The organism is Paracoccus sp. SMMA_5_TC (genome assembly GCF_009696685.2).
Taxonomy (GTDB): Bacteria; Pseudomonadota; Alphaproteobacteria; order Rhodobacterales; family Rhodobacteraceae; genus Paracoccus.
The window spans coordinates 1,214,534-1,233,021 of record NZ_CP102355.1 but is presented as its reverse complement, the minus strand read 5'-3'; the positions used below and the strand labels follow the sequence as shown (position 1 = coordinate 1,233,021).

The following is an 18,488-nucleotide window of genomic DNA, read 5'->3' as shown; positions in this document are numbered from 1 at the left end:
GGCAGGGCGGATCGAGGCGCTGTTGCGCCTCAATCGTCGTTCTCCGCATCCAGGAGTTCCATGTTGAGGCCCAGACCCCGGACCTCCTTGACCAGAACATTGAACGATTCCGGCACGCCGGCCTCGAAGTTGTCCTCGCCTTTCACGATGCTCTCATAGACCTTGGTGCGGCCGGCCACGTCGTCGGACTTCACCGTCAGCATCTCTTGCAGGGTATAGGCGGCGCCATAGGCTTCCAGCGCCCAGACCTCCATCTCGCCCAGACGCTGACCACCGAACTGCGCCTTGCCGCCCAGCGGCTGCTGGGTCACCAGGCTGTAGGGACCGGTCGAGCGCGCGTGCATCTTGTCATCGACCAGGTGATGCAGCTTCAGGACATATTTCATCCCCACGGTGACCTTGCGGGCGAACTGCTCGCCGGTGCGGCCGTCAAAGACCACCGACTGGCCCGAGGTGTCGAACCCGGCGCGTTTCAGCGCATCGTTGACATCGGCCTCCTTGGCGCCGTCGAAGACCGGCGTGGCAATCGGCACGCCACCGCGGACCGCCTGCGCGTGTTCCAGCAGCGTGTCGTCATCCATGCCCGAGAAGGTCTCGGCATAGAAATCGTCGCCATAGCCGTTTTTCATCGCCTCGCGCACCGGGGTCATGTCGCCGTTGCGGCGATATTCCTCGAGCGCTTCGTCGATCTTGATGCCCAGCCCGCGCGAGGCCCAGCCCATGTGGGTTTCAAGGATCTGACCCACGTTCATCCGGCTGGGCACGCCCAGCGGGTTCAGCACCAGGTCGACGGGGGTGCCATCGGCCAGGAAGGGCATGTCCTCGATCGGAACGACCTTGGACACCACGCCCTTGTTGCCGTGGCGACCGGCCATCTTGTCGCCGGCCTGAAGCTTGCGCTTCACCGCGACGAACACCTTGACCATCTTCATCACGCCCGGCGGCAGGTCGTCGCCCTGACGGACCTTTTCGACCTTGTCGTCGAAACGGTTGTCCAGCGCACGTTTCTGCGCATCGAACTGCTGGTTCAGCGCCTCGACTTCCTTGGCGGTATCCTCGTCGGCGACGGCGAGCTGCCACCACTGGCCGCGACTCAACTGGCCCAGCAGATCCTCGTCGATGGTGACGCCGGCCTTGATGCCCTTGGGGCCCTTGACCACGGATTTGCCCAGGATCAGCGACTTCAGGCGCGCATAGATGTTGCGTTCCAGAATCGCCAGCTCGTCGTCCCGGTCGCGGGCCAGACGCTCGACCTCCTCGCGCTCGATCTGCAGCGCGCGTTCATCCTTGTCCACGCCGTGGCGGTTGAACACACGCACCTCGACCACGGTGCCATAGGCACCCGGCGGCAGACGCAGCGAGGTGTCGCGCACGTCGCTGGCCTTTTCGCCGAAGATGGCGCGCAGCAGCTTTTCCTCGGGCGTCATCGGGCTTTCGCCCTTGGGGGTGATCTTGCCCACCAGGATGTCGCCCGGCCCCACTTCGGCGCCGATATAGACGATGCCGGCTTCATCCAGATTGCGCAGCGCTTCCTCGCCGACGTTCGGGATGTCGCGGGTGATCTCCTCGGGGCCCAGCTTGGTATCGCGGGCCGCCACCTCGTATTCGTCGATATGGATCGAGGTGAACACGTCGTCGCGGTGGATCCGCTCGGAAATCAGGATCGAGTCCTCGTAGTTGTAGCCGTTCCAGGGCATGAAGGCCACGACCACGTTGCGGCCGATCGCCAGTTCGCCCTGATCGGTCGAGGGACCGTCGGCGATGACCTGGCCCTTGACCACCTTTTCGCCCACCTTGACCAGCGGGCGCTGGTTGATGGTCGAGGACTGGTTCGAGCGCTTGAACTTGCGCAGACGATAGATATCGACGCCGGCATCGCCCGCGCCCAGATCCTCGGTGGCGCGGATAACGATCCGCTGGGCATCGACCTGGTCGATGATGCCGCCACGGCGCGCCATGATCGCGGCCCCGGAATCGCGGGCCACGGTCGCCTCCATGCCGGTGCCGACAAAGGGGGCCTCGGCGCGCAGCAGCGGAACCGCCTGACGCTGCATGTTCGAGCCCATCAGCGCGCGGTTGGCGTCGTCATTTTCCAAAAAGGGAATCAGCGCCGCAGCGACCGAGACCAGCTGCTTGGGCGACACGTCGATCAGATCCACCGCCTCGACCGGGTTCAGCATGAAATCGCCCGCCTGACGGGTCGAGATAAGCTCGTCCACGAAACGGCCGTTTTCGTCCAGGGTGGCGTTCGCCTGGGCGATGGTGTGGCGCATTTCCTCGGTCGCGGACATGTAGACGACCTCGTCGGTCACCTTGCCGTCCACCACCTTGCGGTAGGGGGTTTCGATGAAGCCGTATTTGTTCACCCGGGCAAAGGTCGCCAGACTGTTGATCAGACCGATGTTCTGACCTTCCGGCGTTTCGATCGGACACATCCGGCCATAATGGGTCGGGTGCACGTCGCGCACCTCGAAGCCCGCACGCTCGCGCGTCAGACCGCCCGGCCCGAGCGCCGACAGCCGGCGCTTGTGCGTCACCTCGGACAGCGGGTTGGTCTGGTCCATGAACTGCGACAGCTGTGAGCTGCCGAAGAATTCGCGCACCGCCGCAGCCGCCGGTTTGGCGTTGATCAGATCCTGCGGCATCACGGTGTCGATCTCGACCCCCGACATGCGTTCGCGGATGGCCCGCTCCATGCGCAGCAAACCGATGCGATACTGGTTTTCCATCAGCTCGCCCACCGAACGCACGCGGCGGTTGCCGAGGTGGTCGATGTCGTCGATCTCGCCCTTGCCGTCGCGCAGTTCGACCAGCCCGCGGATACAGGCGATGATGTCATCCTTGCGCAGGGTGCGCTGGGTGTCGGGCGCGTCAAGATCAAGACGCATGTTCATCTTGACCCGGCCCACGGCCGACAGATCGTAACGCTCGCTGTCAAAGAACAGGCTGTCGAACAGCGCCGAGGCCGCCTCGATCGTCGGAGGCTCGCCCGGACGCATGACGCGATAGATGTCCATGAGCGCGCCGTCGCGGTTCATGTTCTTGTCCGCGGCCATGGTGTTGCGGATATAGGGGCCGACATTCACATGGTCGATGTCCAGCACCGGGATGTCCTCGATGCCGTTGTCCAGCAGAACCTTCAGCAGCCCCCCGGACAGTTCGCCGTCGCGGTCGTATTCGGCGGTGATTTCGTCGCCGGCCTCGGCATAGATCAGACCGGTCTGCTCGTTGATGATGTCCTTGGCGACAAAGCGGCCGACGATGCGCTCGAACGGCAGCAGCAGGTTGATCTCGCCCTTCTCGGCCAGCTGCTTGACCAGACGCGGCGTTACCTTGTCACCTGCCTTGGTGATGATCTCGCCGGTATCGGCATTGACCAGGTCGAAGGTCGGACGGGTGCCGCGCACGCGCTCGGGGAAGAACCGCGTGACCCAGCCGGCGCCCTGCCCCTTGCCGGCGCGCTGAAGCTTGTAATCGACGGTGTCATAGAACGCATCCATGATGCCTTCCTGATCCATGCCCAGGGCATAGAGCAGCGTGGTCACCGGCAGTTTCCGCCGCCGGTCGATGCGCGCGAACACCAGATCCTTGGCATCGAATTCGAAATCCAGCCACGAACCGCGATAGGGAATGATGCGGCAGGCGAACAGCAGCTTGCCCGAGGAATGGGTCTTGCCGCGGTCGTGATCGAAGAACACGCCCGGCGAGCGATGCATCTGCGACACCACGACACGTTCGGTGCCGTTGACGATGAAGGTGCCGTTCTGGGTCATCAGGGGCATGTCGCCCATGTAGACATCCTGTTCCTTGATGTCCTTGACCGATTTGGCGCCGGTAGCCTCGTCGACATCGAACACGATCAGACGCAGCGTCACCTTCAGCGGCGCGGCATAGGTCATGTCGCGGCTCTGGCATTCATCGACGTCGTATTTCGGCTTTTCCAGCTCGTATTTGACGAATTCCAGCGTCGCGGTCTCGTTGAAGTCCTTGATCGGAAACACCGACTGGAACACGCCCTGGATGCCTTCGCCATCCTGATGCCCCTCGCCCTCGCCCGACCGCAGGAACAGGTCGTAGGAGGATTTCTGAACCTCGATCAGGTTCGGCATCTCCAGAACTTCGCGGATATTGCCATAGTAACGCCGGATGCGTTTCTGGCCGACAAATGCTTGCGCCATAGAGGGTCTTACCTTTCGTCTTTCGCTTGCGACGACCGTCGGGGCCCGACCGGCGCAAGGCGGCGAATGAGGGGCGGGGTTCAATTCGTGCCGCGCGTCCCACCGCGCTGCTCCCGAACCCCGAACATGCCCTGAAGGAAAGTCTGACAGCCAGACCGCCCTTCAAGACAGGCTCGGCAGGGACCGGGGAAACCCCGGACCCTGCCTGTGTCACGACATCAGTCGATGCGCACCATCAGGTGCCGGACCGATTATTTCAGCTCGACCTTGGCGCCAGCCGCTTCGAGCTTCTTCTTCATTTCTTCGGCGTCGGCTTTGGAAGCACCTTCCTTCACCTTGCCGCCGGCTTCGACCAGGTCCTTGGCTTCTTTCAGGCCCAGACCGGTGATGCCGCGCACTTCCTTGATCACGTTGATCTTGTTGGCGCCGGCGTCGACCAGGACGACGTCGAATTCGGTCTTTTCCTCGGCGGCTTCAGCCGGGCCAGCGGCCGGGCCGGCAACCATGACGGCGCCACCGGCGGCCGGCTCGATGCCGTATTCGTCTTTCAGGATGTTCTTCAGTTCCTGGGCTTCCAGCAGGGTCAGGCCCACGATTTCTTCGGCGAGTTTTTTCAGATCAGCCATTTTTCCGTTCTTTCGATTAAGTGTTCCAACGTCGGGGTTTCAACCCCGAGACGGGACGGGATTGCCTCAGGCAGCCTCGCGCTCTTCCAGAGTCTTGAGAATGCCCGCGATGTTGGAAGCAGGTGCGCCAATCGCGCCCGCGATGTTCGAGGCAGGGGCGCCGATGCAGGACACGATCTGAGCGATCAGCTCTTCGCGCGACGGCATCTGGGCCACGGCTTTCACACCGGCAGGGTCAAGTGCCGAGTCGCCCATGGCACCGCCCAGGATCACGAACTTGTCGTTGCCCTTGGCGTATTTGTCCGCGACCTTGGCAGCAGCCACCGGGTCCTCGGAAAAGGCGAGCACGGTCATGCCCGTCAGATAGTCGGCGATGCTGGCGCAAGGCTTTCCATCCAGGGCGATCTTGGCGAGCCTGTTCTTGGCAACGCGCACGGACCCGCCAGCTTCGCGCATCTGCGCGCGCAGGTCCTGCATTTCGGCAACCGTCATCCCCTCGTAGCGGGCAACCACCACGACGCCAGAGGCTTCGAAGATCTGGCCGAGTTCCTCGACCAATTGCTCTTTCTGCGCTCTATCCACGGTTTCACTCCAAGTATGGGGGTTTCCCCCCGGCTCTCACTTTCCTGTCGCCAGAACAGCGGCAGGAACGGGTCCGTGACGGTCCAAGATCCCCCGAAGAAACCTTCGGAAAATGGTCTTGATCCCATCTCAGGAAGGAAATTAAGCGGGTTTCCCCGCACCCTCCGTCTCGGACAGGACGGGGCATCGCTGCCCCGCCATCCGCCAGATTGCTCTGGCGAAATTCTTGCCGCTTACTGCGCGGCGGTCGAAGCCAGGTCCAGCGACACGCCCGGCCCCATGGTCGAGCTGATCGAGACCTTCTTGACATAGGTGCCCTTGGCACCCGAAGGCTTGGCCCGGTTCACCGCATCCACGAAGGCACGGATGTTCTGGGCAAGCTTTTCGGCATCGAACGAAGCCTTGCCAACGCTCGCATGGACCACGCCGGCCTTTTCCGCCTTGAACTGGACCTCGCCGCCCTTGGCAGCCTCGACCGCAGCCTTGACGTCCATGGTGACGGTGCCGACCTTGGGGTTCGGCATCAGGTTGCGCGGGCCCAGAATCTTGCCCAGGCGGCCGACCAGCGGCATCATGTCCGGGGTGGCGATGCAGCGATCGAATTCGATCTTGCCCGACTGGATGGTCTCCATCAGATCCTCGGCGCCGACGATCTCGGCACCGGCGGCTTTCGCCTCGTCAGCCTTGGGACCGCGCGCAAAGACGGCGACGCGCACGTCCTTGCCGGTGCCGTTCGGCAGGGTCACGACGCCGCGCACCATCTGGTCGGCATGACGCGGATCGACACCCAGATTCATCGCGATCTCGACGGTCTCGTCGAATTTCGCGGTGGCGTGTTCCTTGACCAGCTTGACAGCTTCCTCGACCGACAGGTTCGATTTGCCGGCAAAGGCGGCGCGGGCGGCGGCTTGTTTCTTGGACAGTTTTGCCATGGCTTAGCCTTTCACCTCGATGCCGATCGACCGGGCCGACCCCAGGATGATCTGCATGGCCGCGTCGATGTCGTTGGCCGACAGATCCTTCATCTTGGCTTCGGCGATTTCGCGCACCTGCTTGGCGGTGACGGTGCCCGCAACCACGCGCCCGGGCTTTTCCGAACCCTTGGCACGGTTGCGCTTGCCCACCGGCTTCAGCCCGGCGGCCTTCTTCAGCAGGAACGAGGCCGGCGGCGTCTTGGTCACGAAGGTGAACGACTTGTCGGCGTAATAGGTAATCACCACCGGAACCGGCGAGCCCGGCTCCATCTCCTGCGTCTTGGCGTTGAACGCCTTGCAGAATTCCATGATGTTGATGCCGCGCTGACCCAGGGCCGGGCCGACGGGCGGGGACGGGTTCGCCTGACCCGCCTTGATTTGCAGCTTGAGGCTGCCGACAACTTTCTTGGCCATCTGGCCCTCTCCTTATCATCACGCCCGCTGGGGGCCGACTTAGCGGTGCGGCGCTAGGCCTCCCGCAACGATCACGCGGTCTTGGACACCTGCGTGAATTCCAGTTCGACGGGGGTGGGACGACCAAAGATCGAAACCGTGACCTTGATCCGGTTCGCCGCCTCGTCCACCTCCTCGACCATGCCCGAGAAGCCCTCGAAGGGGCCATCGGTCACGTTGACCTTTTCACCCACATCAAAGCGGATCAGGTTGCGCGGGGCCACCTCGGCGCCGCCAACACCCGACCGATGCTTGATCGCATTAACCTCGTCATCGCGCATCGGCATCGGCTTGCCATGGGCGCCCAGAAAGCCGGTCACGCGATTGATCGAGTTGACCAGGTGATAGGTGCGATCGGTCAGATCCATATGCACCAGCACATAGCCCGGCATGAAGCGACGCTCGGAGGTCACCTTCTTGCCGCGCCGGATCTCGATGACCTCCTCGGTCGGAACCAGCACCTCGTCGATCTCGGCCTCGAGCCCCTTTTCGACAGCAGCCTGACGAATGGCTTCGGCAACCTTCTTTTCAAAGTTCGACAGGACGCTGACCGAATACCAACGCTTTGCCATGTCTCGATCGACCCCTGCTTCCATCCGGAACGGCTGCACCGCCCCATTGAATTCCTGTTATGCCCGCCACAAGCGACTGACGCCGCCGGGCCAAATTGAAATCGGCGCGCACGAGCGAATCGTTGCACGCCGCAGTTCGGGCAAGTCGGGCGGACATACCGCCACCCGCAAGACAATGCAAGCCCTAGCTGCCCACCGACTGGATGATCGCCGAAATCCCGGTCTTGATGGCCAGATCGACCAGGAAGAAGAAGATCGACGCCAAGGTCGCCATGATGAACACCATGATGGTGGTCGTGATGACTTCGCGACGGGTGGGCCAGGTGATCTTGCCGACTTCGGCGCGCACCTGACTGATGAACTGGGCGGGGTTGGCCATGGGTTTCCCTTCGGTCTTGCAGCGCCTCAGATAGCCGGAGCCGGGCCGCGTTTCAACCCCTGCCACCGGGCGGATTGGCGCGGTGGTGGCTTTAGATCCAAGGAATGCCGGAAAGGCGGCTGGCAGGGGTTGGGGGACTCGAACCCACGACCCTCGGTTTTGGAGACCGATGCTCTACCAACTGAGCTAAACCCCTAAGCCGCGCATCTGATTAAGGCAGCCGCGCGCCCGGTTCAAGAGGAAATCATCCCGCCTCGATGAAGCCGCCCGATTGCCGCGCCCAGAGGCCGGCGTAAATCCCCCCGCGCGCCAGCAGGTCATCATGCGTGCCCTGTTCGACGATGCGGCCGCGTTCCATCACCACCAGCCGGTCCATGCGGGCGATGGTGGACAGCCGATGCGCAATGGCAATCACGGTCTTGCCCTGCATCAGCAGTTCCAGCTGATCCTGAATCGCCGCCTCGACCTCGCTGTCCAGCGCGCTGGTCGCCTCGTCCAGGACCAGGATCGGCGCATCCTTCAACAGCACCCGGGCGATGGCGATGCGCTGACGCTGCCCGCCCGACAGCTTGACGCCGCGTTCGCCCACATGCGCGTCCAGGCCGCGGCGGCCATGCGAATCGGTCAGCCCGTCGATGAACCCCGCCCTGGCCAGATCCAGCGCGCGGCGGATGTCGGCCTCGCTGGCATCGGGCCGGCCATAGGCCACGTTGTCGCGGATCGAGCGGTGCAGCAAAGAGGTATCCTGCGTCACCACGCCGATGGCCGCGCGCAGCGATTCCTGCGTCACCCGCGCGATGTCCTGGCCGTCGATCAGGATGCGCCCGCCTTGCAGATCGTGAAAACGCAGCAGCAGGTTCACCAGCGTCGATTTGCCCGCCCCGGAACGACCGACCAGGCCGATGCGCTCGCCCGGCGCGATGGTCAGGTCAAGATCGTCCAGAACCGCCTCGGCCCCGGCGCGGCCGGCCTGCGGATAGCGGAAGGTCACCCGTTCGAACCGCACCTCGCCCGCGACCACCGCAAGCGGCCGCGCGTCGGGCGCATCCGTGACCATGCGCGGCAAGGACAGCGACCCGATGCCGTCGCGCACCGTGCCGATGTTCTCGAACAGCCCCGCAAATTCCCACATGATCCAGTGCGACATGTTGCCCAGCCGCAGTGCCAGCGGAATTGCCACCGCCAGCGCCCCGACCTCGACCTGCTCGCGCAGCCACAACCACAGACCCAGCCCCGTCACCGCGAAGATCAGCCCCGAGTTCAACGAGGCCAGCAGGATGTTCTGCAGGGACGCCAGCCGCATCTGCCCATGCACCGTGGCCAGGAACCCGTCCATGCTGGCCCTCACATAGGCCTCCTCGCGCGAGGAATGGGAAAACAGCTTCACCGTCGAGATATTGGTATAGCTGTCCACCACCCGCCCGGTCATCACCGCCCGCGCATCGGCCTGGGCCTGGCTGATGCGGCCGATGCGTGGCACCAGCCACCACAGCAGCAGGCCGTAAAGCAGTCCCCAGCCCAGAAACGGCAGCGCCAGCCAGCCGTCGGTCGAGGCCGCCAGCACCAGCGCGCCGATGAAATAGACCCCGACATAGACCAGCACATCCATGAACTTCATCGCCACTTCGCGCACGGCCAGCGCGGTCTGCATCAGTTTGGTGGCGATGCGCCCGGCGAACTCGTCCTGGAAATAGCTCATCGACTGGCGCAGCAGATAGCGATGCGCCTGCCAGCGGATGCGCTGGGGAAAATTGCCCATCAGCGTCTGATGCATCAGCAGCGAAAACAGCACCTGCAACAGCGGCAGGCCGATGACCAGGATCGCCGCCATCCACAAAAGCCGCGGCCCTTCACTGGCCCAGAACCCCGCGCGGTCGCTGGCGGCCAGCCGATCGACCAGCGTGCCCAGATAACCGAACAGCACCACCTCGGCCACTGCGATCAGCGCCGAACAGGCCGCCATGGCCAGCATGTAGCCCTTGGCCCCGGCCGAGAAATGCAGGATGAAGCGCCACAGCCCCTGCGGGGGCATCCGCGGCGCCTCGACGGGATAGGGATCGAGCCGCCGCTCGAACCAGGTGAACATCGGCTGGCCTCTTTTGCAGATCGTCGATTGACCGCGCCCGATCATGGCATCGGGGCGCAATGCGCCCGCACGCGGTCTGCCCGGAAGCTACAGTCTGTCAGTGGCAACCACAATCATGTCAACACATGCCGATCGCGCCCGCCATTATTTGCGACTTTCTTGTCGCCATTGATATATATGCAATAATCATGTGCCACTTGCACGTTTTCTATTTCGCCTGCCCTGTTTCAGAAAATGCCGCGAAAACGGGAAACCGGATATCCCGCCGATACGTTCAAACCCGGAATTGCATCCATTCCGAGGATATGAACCCATGAACTCGATAATCTATCTGGTCGGCCTTGTCGTCGTTGTCCTTTTCGTCCTGTCATTGCTGGGATTGCGCTGATGTCGATGCCCGAAAACACCACGAAAACCAGTGGCAGCTACGTGGATTGGGCTGCAGTTCTGGCCGGTGCGGTTGTCGCCACGGCCATTGCCGTGGTTTTCACGACATTTTCCGCCGCATTGGGTCTTGGATCGGTTTCGATCGGAGAGGATGGCGGAATCAGCATCATCTGGTTGATTATCACCGCCATTTTCATGATTGCATCCCTGGTCGCGGCCAATTGGCTGGGCGGTTATATTGCCGGTCGGATGCGCCGTCCTGTCGGTGCAGCCTCCAGCGAGGAAGTCAGTGTTCGGGATGGCATGAACGGGCTGACGGTCTGGGGCATCGGCATCATCGTGACCGCAGTCATGACCGCCTCGGCGGTCACGGGCGGCTTGCGTGCAGCCGGCACTGCCGTTGACAGTGTCGTCCAGGCGACAGGTTCCGCGGTAGGCGGTATTGCCCAGGGCGCCGGTCAACTGGCCGGAGGCGCCGTTTCGGGGGCCGGGCAGGTGCTTGGCGGTATGGCGCAAGGTGTCAGCCAGGCTGCGGCACCAGCGCTGGAGGACGCCATGCCGGCCGGAATGCAGGCCAATCCGCTGGAATATGTCACCGACACCTTGCTGCGGCCGGATGGACAAGGCCCCCTGACCAACCTGCAACAGGATGTGCAGGCCAATGGAACGGAAACCCAGCGCCAGATCGTCGGTATTTTCGCCAATCTGATCCGCACCGGTGAAATTCCGGAATCCGACCGCAATTATCTGCGTCAGCAGGTTGCCTTGCGCACCGGTCTTGACGAACAGCAGGTCGATGCCCGTGTCGAAGAGGCGGTGACGCGCGCCCAGGCGATCCGGGACGAGGCCGAAAAGAAGCTCGAGGAAGCCAAGGCACAGGCAGAGCAGCTGAAGGCCGAGGCCGATCGCCGTATCGAGGAGGCCAAGCAGCAGGCTGCCGATGCTGCCGAAAAGGCCCGGATAACCGGAATTCTGACGGCCTTCCTGCTGGCGGCTTCGGCGCTTGTCGCCGCCGCTGCGGCATATATCGGCGCCGTTCGCGGCGGGCGCGATCGTGACGAAGGACGCATCTGGGGCGGATTATCCTACCGCCGCTGACCGCCCGAACTTTTCGCGATTGAACGATGCCACAAGCCCGCCCCCGACACCGGGGGCGGACGATATGAAAACGTCGCCCGCAAGCTGTTGAAACAATATGCCTGCCCAGTGCTTTCCCGCCGCGCATGGGAAAGGGTAGCGGGGCGCCTGATCCGATCTGCCTGCGGGCAGCTGCTCAGGACAAATGTCGGCTCAGAAACTCCAGCGTCCTGCGCCAGGCCAGTTCGGCGGCATCCGGATCGTAGCGCGGCGTGCTGTCGTTATGAAACCCGTGCTGGGTGCCGGGATAGAAATGCACCTGATAGTCCTTGCCATGAGCCTTCAGCGCCGCCTCATAGGCGGGCCAGCCGGCATTCACGCGTTCGTCATGTTCGGCGTAATGCAACAGCAAGGGCGCGCGGATCCGCGCCACCTCCTCGTCGCGGGGCTGGCGGCCGTAGAACGGCACCGAGGCCGCCAGATCCGCATAGGCCACCGCCAGCGCATTGCAGACGCCGCCCCCATAGCAAAACCCCACAGCGCCGCTGCGGCCCGTGCCGTCGGGGTGGTCGCGCAGGAACTCATGCGCTGCGAAGAAATCCTCCATCAATCGGGCCGGATCCATGCTGGCCTGCATCTCGCGGCCCTTGTCGTCATCGCCGGGATAACCGCCCAGCGGGCTCAGCCCGTCCGGTCCCAGGGCCAGATAACCGGCCTTGCCCAGACGACGGACGACATCGGCAATATAGGGATTGAGACCGCGGTTCTCATGCACCACCAGCACGGTGGGCAGCTTGCCCGCGGCGGCGCTGGGTCGGGCCATCAGGCCGCTGATGCGGCCATGGCCACGGGGGCTGTCATAAGCGACCGTCTCGGTGCGGATTTCGGGATCGTCCGGCGCCACCTGCTGGGCCAGCGCATAATCGGGGCGCAGCGCCTCAAGCAGGGCTGCGCCTGTCACGCCGGCGGTGGCGAACTGCGCCGCCTGCACCATGAAATCGCGCTTGCTGATCCGGCCATGCACATAGCCGTCATAGATTTCCAGGATGCGCGGATGAAAATCGGATGCCTTCTTGCGGTCAGCCATGCCCGTACCCCTGCTGGATCGGACCAGCCTAGCACGAAATGCTGCGCGTCGACATACCGAAGGCCGCCCTTTTGGGGCGGCCCTGGTCTTGCCGTGATATCCCGGGGGATCATCCGGCGGTGATGGGGGCGGGCGCAGGGGTTGCGCGCGCCTGCGAAGGGGGGTGCGGGCGCAGCAGCTGCGCCCGGCAGCCCTTACTTCAGGATCTTCGACACCACGCCGGCGCCGACGGTGCGGCCGCCTTCGCGGATGGCGAAGCGCAGCTTCTCTTCCATCGCGATCGGCGCGATCAGCTCGACCGTGAACTTCAGGTTGTCGCCCGGCATCACCATCTCGGTGCCCTCGGGCAGTTTCACCGTCCCGGTCACGTCCGTCGTGCGGAAGTAGAACTGCGGGCGATAGTTCGCAAAGAACGGCGTGTGGCGGCCGCCCTCTTCCTTGGTCAGGATATAGGCCTCGGCCTCGAACTCGGTGTGCGGCTTCACCGAACCCGGCTTGCACAGCACCTGACCGCGCTCGACGCCGTCACGCTCGATCCCGCGCAGCAGCGCGCCGATGTTGTCGCCGGCTTCCCCGCGATCCAGCAGCTTGCGGAACATCTCGACGCCCGTGCAGGTCGTCTTCTTCGTCGGGCGGATGCCGACGATTTCCAGTTCGTCGCCCACGTTCACCGCGCCACGCTCGACCCGGCCGGTCACAACCGTGCCACGGCCCGAGATCGAGAACACGTCCTCGATCGGCATCAGGAACGGCTGGTCCACCGCACGCTCCGGCGTCGGGATGTATTCGTCAACCGCCTTGATCAGTTCGCGGATCGAATTCTCGCCGATCTCGGGGTCGCGGCCTTCCAGCGCCGCCAGCGCCGAACCCTTCACGATCGGAATGTCGTCGCCGGGATAGTCGTAGGACGACAGCAGCTCGCGCACTTCCATCTCGACCAGTTCCAGCAGCTCGGGATCGTCAACCTGGTCGACCTTGTTCAGGTAGACGACCATGTAGGGAATGCCCACCTGACGGCCCAGCAGGATGTGCTCGCGCGTCTGCGGCATCGGGCCGTCGGCCGCGTTCACCACCAGGATCGCGCCGTCCATCTGCGCCGCGCCGGTGATCATGTTCTTCACATAGTCCGCGTGGCCGGGGCAGTCCACATGCGCATAGTGGCGCGAATCCGATTCGTATTCCACATGCGCGGTCGAGATCGTGATCCCGCGCGCACGCTCTTCCGGCGCGCCGTCGATCTGGTCATAGGCCTTGAATTCGCCAAAATACTTGGTGATCGCAGCCGTCAGCGTCGTCTTGCCGTGGTCAACGTGACCAATCGTCCCGATGTTGACGTGCGGTTTCGTACGCTCAAACTTTGCCTTTGCCATCATGGCCTCCTATCGGGGGGCCACCCGCGCGACAGCCCCGTCGTGAAACATCCGCCGCGACTTATAATCCTGCCGCAGAAAAATCAAGTGCGCCCGGCCCGTTCGGGTGTAGGCTGGTCGGGCAGGAATCGCGGCGGAACCATGCCGCTGCGCCCGCGTTGCCCCTGTCGTCACCAAGGCGTCAAGTCCGCCGCCCCGCAACAGTTCGGAGAAGCCAAGATGAGCCTGATGAAATCCCTTGCCCGTGTCGCTGCCGGCGTGATGCTGGCCAAGGGGATCGGCACGATGATGAAGAATGCCCAGAACCGTCCGCATGGTTCAGGACAAACCGCCGGCCGGCAAGGCTCGGGTGGGCTGCTGGACGAGCTTCTTGGCAACAATACCGGCCAGGCAGGCAGCCGCAGCGCAGGTTCGGGCGGGCTTGGGGATCTGCTGGGTCAGGTGCTGGGCGGCCGCAGCCCCGGCGCCGGCAGCGGCAGCAGCTATGGCGGCAGCCATTCGCCGCGCCAGGCCGGGGCCTCGGGCGGGCTGGGCGGCATCCTGGATCAGCTGACCCGCGCGGGTCAGGGCAGCAGTCAGGCGGGATCCGCCGGCGGACTGGGCAGCATCCTGGGTGGTGCGGCCGCAGGCAGCCTGGGCGGTATCCTGGGCGACCTGCTGGGCGGGCGCGGCAGCGCCCAGGCCGGAGGTGCCCAGACCGGTGGGCTTGCGCAGAAAGGTGCCCAGGCGCAGAACGATTCCAGCTTTGGCGAGTTGCTGAACGAGGCGCTGGCCACGGGCAACGAGCCCTCGACCCCGCCCACGGCCGAACAGAATGCCGTCGCCGGGCTGATGCTGAAGGCGATGATCCAGGCCGCCAAGGCCGATGGCGAGATCGACGAACAGGAAAAGGCCCGGCTTATGGATCAGTTCGGAGATCTGGACGAGGATGAACGTGCATTCATCCGCGAACAGATGGCCGCGCCCGTCGATGTCGCCGGCCTGGTGCGCGAGGTGCCCCAGGGACTGGGCCCGCAGGTCTATCTGATGTCGCTGATGGCGATCGATTTCGACAACCGCAAGGAAGCCGAATATCTGCATCAGCTGGCCGAGGGTCTCGGGCTTGACCGCGACACCGTGAACGGCATCCACCAGCAGGTCGGCGTGGTCAACCTTTACGCCTGATCGAACAGACCCAATTGGCGTGGGGCGTCCACCGCCCCCGCCGTTTGCAGCCCCGAAAGCGTGATGCCCAAGAGCCTTACGCCATGCGGGTCGTGAAACACCGGTCCCAAAAGTTCGCACGCCACCGCAAGCAGATCGCCGGGCCCGGCAGCGGGGACGGGCAAGGTGCGGGCGCGGGTGATCTGACGGAAATTGCCGTATTTCACCTTCAGCGTCACGGTGCGCCCGCTGCGGCCGGCATTGCTGGCATGGCGCCAGACCTTTTCGGCCAGTTCGGCCAGGGCCGTTTCGGCCGCGGCCAGGTCGCGCAGATCCTGAAAATAGGTATTTTCGGCACCGATGCTTTTGCGGATACGGTCGGGGCGCACCTCGCGGTTGTCGATGCCGCGGGCAATATTCCAGTAATAATTCCCGGACTTGCCGAAACGGGCGGTCAGGAACTCCAGGCTCTGTCGGGCCAGATCGGCGCCGGTATGGATGCCATGCGCCTGCATCCGTGCGGCCGTGGCCGGGCCGATGCCGTGAAAGCGGCCGATCGGCAGGCCGTGGATGAAATCCGGGCCCGCCTCGGGCGGGATCACGAACAGCCCGTCGGGCTTGCGCTGGTCCGAGGCCAGCTTGGCCAGGAACTTGTTGTAACTGACCCCGGCCGAGGCCGTCAGCCCCGTCGCCGCGCGGATGCGGGCGCGGATTTCCTGGGCGATGCGGGTGGCGGTGCGGCCGTGCAGATGATCGGTCAGGTCCAGATAGGCCTCGTCAAGGGACAGCGGCTCGATCAGCGGGGTATATTCGGCGAAGATCTCGCGGATCTGCCGGCTGACGGCGCGATAGACATCGAAGCGCGGCTTGACGAACACCAGGTCGGGGCACAGCCGCAGCGCCTGGCGCGACGGCATGGCCGAGCGCACGCCAAAGCGCCGCGCCTCATAGCTGGCGGCCGCGACCACGCCGCGTTCGATCCCCCCGACCGCCACCGGCAGCCCGCGCAGGCGCGGGTCGTCGCGCTGTTCGACCGAGGCGAAAAAGGCATCCATGTCCACATGCACGATGCGGCGGATGCCGGCCGGCCCCGGCGGCGCGGTCATGGCAGGATGCGCGCGTCCGCCGCCGTCAGCGCGCCGCCATCGGCAAAGGGCCCCAGCCGGTCAAACCGCAGATACGCAATCGCCCGGCCGCCCGATTGCGTGTAAAGCACCCCGGCCTCGCGCCCGTCGGGCATCAGGATCGGGGTGCCGACCGGGGCCGCGCCGTCGATGCCGACCGTCATCAGCCCCTTTTTCAGCTCGGTCTTGTGCTTCATGCGGGCAGTTACCTCCTGGCCGACATAGCAGCCCTTGCGGAAATCGACCCCATTCAGCCGCTCGAACCCGGCTTCGAGGATATAGGTTTCGTTTGGGATCAGTTCCACCAGGGTTTCGGGGATGCAATGGGCGACGCGGATCGCGTCCCAGTCGCTGCCGTCGTCGCCCTGGCCGCCATAAAGCCGCCAGCCCAGCGCCGGGTGGCGCGGATCGGCGATGGCGCCGGCGGGCATGGGCCCTGTGCCGCGCGCCACCGTCATGTCCAGCGCCGCCAGATCTACGCGCGAGCGCAGCCGATACATGCTCAGACGGCGCAACAGATCCTCGGCCAGTCGCGCATCGACATCGATCAGCAACCGCTCGCCATCGGCAACGATCAGGAAATCGGCCAGATACTTGCCCTGCGGCGTCAACAGCGCCGCCCAACAGGGCAGGCGCCGCAGGTCGTTCGTCACCAGACCTTGCAGGAAGGCAACCCTATCCTCGCCGCCGACCGCCAGAATACGCCGCATCACCTGTCTCCGAATTGCAGTTTGACCAGGGCGGCATAGGCACCGTCCCGGGCAATCAACTGGTCATGGCTGCCCTGTTCGACAACCCGGCCCGCCTCGATCACCACGATCTTGTCGGCCTGGCGCACGGTGGCCAGGCGATGGGCGATGACCAGGGTCGTGCGCCCGGCCGACAGATCGTCCAGCGCCTGCTGGACCAGCCGTTCGCTTTGCGCGTCCAGCGCGCTGGTTGCCTCGTCCAGCAGCAGCACCGGCGCATCGCGCAGCACCGCGCGCGCGATCGCCACCCGCTGACGTTGCCCCCCCGACAGGGCCGAGCCGCGCGGCCCCGCCGCCGTATCAAGCCCCGCAGGCAGGGCATCGGTGAAATCGGCGACATGGGCGGCGACGATGGCGCGGCGCAGGGCCTGGTCGTCCTCGGGGCGGCCCAGCAGGATGTTCTCGCGCAGCGTCTCGTCGAACAGCGCCGCGTCCTGGCTGACGACCGAAAACTGGTCGCGCAGCACCGCCAGGTCGAATTCTGCCAGCGGCACGCCCCCCAGCGTGACCTGCCCGGCGCGCGGATCGACAAGCCGGGTCAGCACGTTGAACACCGTGGACTTGCCCGCGCCCGAAGGCCCGACCAGCGCGGTGGTCTGTCCGGCCTCGGCGGTAAAGCTGAGCCCGTTCAGCACCGGATGGCCGTCATAGTCCAGATACACGTCCTGAAAGGTGATGGTGGTGTCGGGCGGCGGCTGCTCGCGCGGGCCCGAAATGATGCTGGGGCGCTGGTCCAGAACCGCATAGATGCGCTCGAGGCTGGCGGCGGCGGTCTGCCAGGTGCCGACCACCCCCCCCAGCCGCCGCAGCGGCTGAAAGGCCAGCGCCATGGCCGAAAAGAACGACATGAAATCGCCCACGGTGCGCTGGCCGGCGGTAACCTCGGCCCCGCCCAGCCACAGCACCCCGACAAAGCCAAGCCCCGTGACCACGTCGATCAAGGCAGGCACCGTGGCGCCGATGCCCGACATCTTGATTTCGGCAAGCCGGATGCGATCGACGATCTCGGCAAAGCGATGCGCCTGATAGTTCTCCATCCGGTTCAGCTTGACGGCGTTGATGCCGTGCAGAACCTCGTCGAGGCGTGTGGCGCGGTCGCTGGCGTTCACCCGGTTCTGGCGCATCTTGCGGCGCATGTAGCGCTGCACCATCAAGGTTGGCAGGATCAGGATGGGCGCACCGATCAGCGCCGCCAGCGTCCATTCCGGATCGACGGCAATCGCCACCGCAAACAGCGACACCAGCGAAACGATGTCGCGCCCCATGCCGGAAATGAAGGTGGACCAGACCCCCTGCACGGCGATGGAATCGCCCTGCACCCGCTCGATCAGCGCGCCGGGCGGGTTCTTCTGGAAGAAGTCGTTGTCCAGCCGCATGATGTGGCGCAACAGGTCGGTCTGCATCGTCGTCGACACCGCCAGCGAGACCGAGGTCATCAGGCTGCGGTTTATCACGAATGTGGTCGCGCGCAGCAGGAACAGACCAAAGATGATGCCGCCCACCCACCACATGGCGCCGGTGTCGCCGCCGACAAAGACGCGGTCGAACAGGGGCTTCAGCATCCAGCTGAGCAGGCCCAGCGTCGAGCCCTCGACAATCAGGAACAGCATCGCCAGCAGGATGCGGCCCCAGTAGGGATGCAGATAGTCGCGCCACATCCGCGCAAACAGGTTGGCCGTGCGTTGCAGGTTTTCCGCCATC

At 64.6% G+C, this 18,488-nt stretch carries 15 protein-coding genes and 1 tRNA gene; 2 read left to right on the top strand and 14 right to left on the bottom strand.

Features of this window, described 5'->3' with window-relative positions:
* Nucleotides 1-29 precede the first annotated feature (29 nt).
* The 9 genes from rpoB to GB880_RS06125 form a co-directional block, all read right to left on the bottom strand.
* Nucleotides 30-4,178 (bottom strand): DNA-directed RNA polymerase subunit beta, encoded by a 4,149-nt coding sequence (gene rpoB / locus GB880_RS06165; protein ID WP_154490458.1) that lies wholly within the window; start codon nt 4,176-4,178, stop codon nt 30-32.
* Between the two features lie 251 nt (nt 4,179-4,429).
* The gene (gene rplL / locus GB880_RS06160; protein WP_011747091.1) at nt 4,430-4,804 is read right to left on the bottom strand and encodes a 50S ribosomal protein L7/L12; all 375 of its coding nucleotides are present in this window, start codon (nt 4,802-4,804) and stop codon (nt 4,430-4,432) included.
* Nucleotides 4,805-4,870: 66 nt separating this feature from the next.
* Nucleotides 4,871-5,386 carry a 50S ribosomal protein L10 gene (rplJ, locus tag GB880_RS06155; protein WP_263467365.1) on the bottom strand — a complete coding sequence of 172 codons (516 nt, stop codon included), beginning with the start codon at nt 5,384-5,386 and terminating at the stop codon, nt 4,871-4,873.
* Between the two features lie 233 nt (nt 5,387-5,619).
* Nucleotides 5,620-6,318, bottom strand: coding sequence for a 50S ribosomal protein L1 (gene rplA, locus GB880_RS06150; protein ID WP_154490462.1), 699 nt, complete (start codon nt 6,316-6,318; stop codon nt 5,620-5,622).
* 3 nt (nt 6,319-6,321) lie between these two features.
* Complete coding sequence (gene rplK, locus GB880_RS06145) at nt 6,322-6,774, bottom strand: 50S ribosomal protein L11 (RefSeq protein ID WP_154490464.1); 453 nt, start codon at nt 6,772-6,774, stop codon at nt 6,322-6,324.
* 71 nt (nt 6,775-6,845) lie between these two features.
* Nucleotides 6,846-7,385 (bottom strand): transcription termination/antitermination protein NusG, encoded by a 540-nt coding sequence (gene nusG, locus GB880_RS06140; RefSeq protein ID WP_154490466.1) that lies wholly within the window; start codon nt 7,383-7,385, stop codon nt 6,846-6,848.
* Between the two features lie 184 nt (nt 7,386-7,569).
* Nucleotides 7,570-7,764 carry a preprotein translocase subunit SecE gene (gene secE, locus GB880_RS06135; RefSeq protein ID WP_154490468.1) on the bottom strand — a complete coding sequence of 65 codons (195 nt, stop codon included), beginning with the start codon at nt 7,762-7,764 and terminating at the stop codon, nt 7,570-7,572.
* Nucleotides 7,765-7,884: 120 nt separating this feature from the next.
* A tRNA-Trp gene (locus GB880_RS06130) sits at nt 7,885-7,960 on the bottom strand.
* A 48-nt stretch (nt 7,961-8,008) separates the two neighbouring features.
* Nucleotides 8,009-9,850, bottom strand: a complete 1,842-nt coding sequence (locus tag GB880_RS06125) for an ABC transporter ATP-binding protein (RefSeq protein WP_154490470.1) — start codon at nt 9,848-9,850, stop codon at nt 8,009-8,011.
* Between the two features lie 387 nt (nt 9,851-10,237).
* Here GB880_RS06125 and GB880_RS06120 point away from each other — a divergent pair, with 387 nt between their 5' ends.
* Nucleotides 10,238-11,335, top strand: coding sequence for an ATP synthase F0 subunit B (locus tag GB880_RS06120; protein ID WP_154490472.1), 1,098 nt, complete (start codon nt 10,238-10,240; stop codon nt 11,333-11,335).
* Between the two features lie 175 nt (nt 11,336-11,510).
* Here GB880_RS06120 and yghX read toward each other — a convergent pair whose 3' ends face one another.
* Together yghX and tuf are read right to left on the bottom strand one after the other, a co-directional pair.
* Nucleotides 11,511-12,401: a YghX family hydrolase gene (gene yghX, locus GB880_RS06115; RefSeq protein WP_154490474.1), complete on the bottom strand. Its 891-nt coding sequence runs from the start codon at nt 12,399-12,401 to the stop codon at nt 11,511-11,513.
* A gap of 194 nt (nt 12,402-12,595) precedes the next feature.
* Complete coding sequence (tuf, locus tag GB880_RS06110) at nt 12,596-13,771, bottom strand: elongation factor Tu (protein ID WP_154490446.1); 1,176 nt, start codon at nt 13,769-13,771, stop codon at nt 12,596-12,598.
* Nucleotides 13,772-13,990: 219 nt separating this feature from the next.
* On the opposite strand from tuf, the gene GB880_RS06105 reads away from it, so the two are divergent.
* Nucleotides 13,991-14,935: a tellurite resistance TerB family protein gene (locus GB880_RS06105; protein ID WP_263467364.1), complete on the top strand. Its 945-nt coding sequence runs from the start codon at nt 13,991-13,993 to the stop codon at nt 14,933-14,935.
* On the opposite strand, the gene dinB is transcribed toward GB880_RS06105, so the two are convergent.
* The 3 genes from dinB to GB880_RS06090 are packed head-to-tail and all read right to left on the bottom strand — an operon-like array spanning nt 14,926 to nt 18,487.
* Entirely contained in the window at nt 14,926-16,020 is a 1,095-nt protein-coding gene (dinB, locus tag GB880_RS06100; protein ID WP_263467363.1) for a DNA polymerase IV, read from the bottom strand. The genes GB880_RS06105 and dinB overlap by 10 nt on opposite strands.
* Complete coding sequence (ygfZ, locus tag GB880_RS06095) at nt 16,017-16,748, bottom strand: CAF17-like 4Fe-4S cluster assembly/insertion protein YgfZ (protein ID WP_154490476.1); 732 nt, start codon at nt 16,746-16,748, stop codon at nt 16,017-16,019. Before ygfZ ends, dinB begins: the two co-directional genes overlap by 4 nt.
* Nucleotides 16,748-18,487 carry an ABC transporter ATP-binding protein gene (locus GB880_RS06090; protein WP_263467362.1) on the bottom strand — a complete coding sequence of 580 codons (1,740 nt, stop codon included), beginning with the start codon at nt 18,485-18,487 and terminating at the stop codon, nt 16,748-16,750. The genes ygfZ and GB880_RS06090 overlap by 1 nt, the downstream gene beginning before the upstream one ends.
* Between the last annotated feature and the right edge of the window lies 1 nt (nt 18,488).

Excerpts from the sequence above, each read along its gene's own strand:
- rpoB (WP_154490458.1), bottom strand. The coding sequence starts at position 4,178 with ATGGCGCAAGCATTTGTCGGCCAGAAACGCATCCGGCGTTACTATGGC.
- rplL (WP_011747091.1), bottom strand. The coding sequence starts at position 4,804 with ATGGCTGATCTGAAAAAACTCGCCGAAGAAATCGTGGGCCTGACCCTG.
- rplA (WP_154490462.1), bottom strand. The coding sequence starts at position 6,318 with ATGGCAAAACTGTCCAAGAAACAAGCCGCCGCCCGCGCCGCCTTTGCC.
- rplK (WP_154490464.1), bottom strand. The coding sequence starts at position 6,774 with ATGGCCAAGAAAGTTGTCGGCAGCCTCAAGCTGCAAATCAAGGCGGGT.
- nusG (WP_154490466.1), bottom strand. The coding sequence starts at position 7,385 with ATGGCAAAGCGTTGGTATTCGGTCAGCGTCCTGTCGAACTTTGAAAAG.
- secE (WP_154490468.1), bottom strand. The coding sequence starts at position 7,764 with ATGGCCAACCCCGCCCAGTTCATCAGTCAGGTGCGCGCCGAAGTCGGC.
- GB880_RS06125 (WP_154490470.1), bottom strand. The coding sequence starts at position 9,850 with ATGTTCACCTGGTTCGAGCGGCGGCTCGATCCCTATCCCGTCGAGGCG.
- GB880_RS06120 (WP_154490472.1), top strand. The coding sequence starts at position 10,238 with ATGTCGATGCCCGAAAACACCACGAAAACCAGTGGCAGCTACGTGGAT.
- yghX (WP_154490474.1), bottom strand. The coding sequence starts at position 12,401 with ATGGCTGACCGCAAGAAGGCATCCGATTTTCATCCGCGCATCCTGGAA.
- tuf (WP_154490446.1), bottom strand. The coding sequence starts at position 13,771 with ATGGCAAAGGCAAAGTTTGAGCGTACGAAACCGCACGTCAACATCGGG.
- GB880_RS06105 (WP_263467364.1), top strand. The coding sequence starts at position 13,991 with ATGAGCCTGATGAAATCCCTTGCCCGTGTCGCTGCCGGCGTGATGCTG.
- dinB (WP_263467363.1), bottom strand. The coding sequence starts at position 16,020 with ATGACCGCGCCGCCGGGGCCGGCCGGCATCCGCCGCATCGTGCATGTG.
- ygfZ (WP_154490476.1), bottom strand. The coding sequence starts at position 16,748 with ATGCGGCGTATTCTGGCGGTCGGCGGCGAGGATAGGGTTGCCTTCCTG.
- GB880_RS06090 (WP_263467362.1), bottom strand. The coding sequence starts at position 18,487 with ATGGCGGAAAACCTGCAACGCACGGCCAACCTGTTTGCGCGGATGTGG.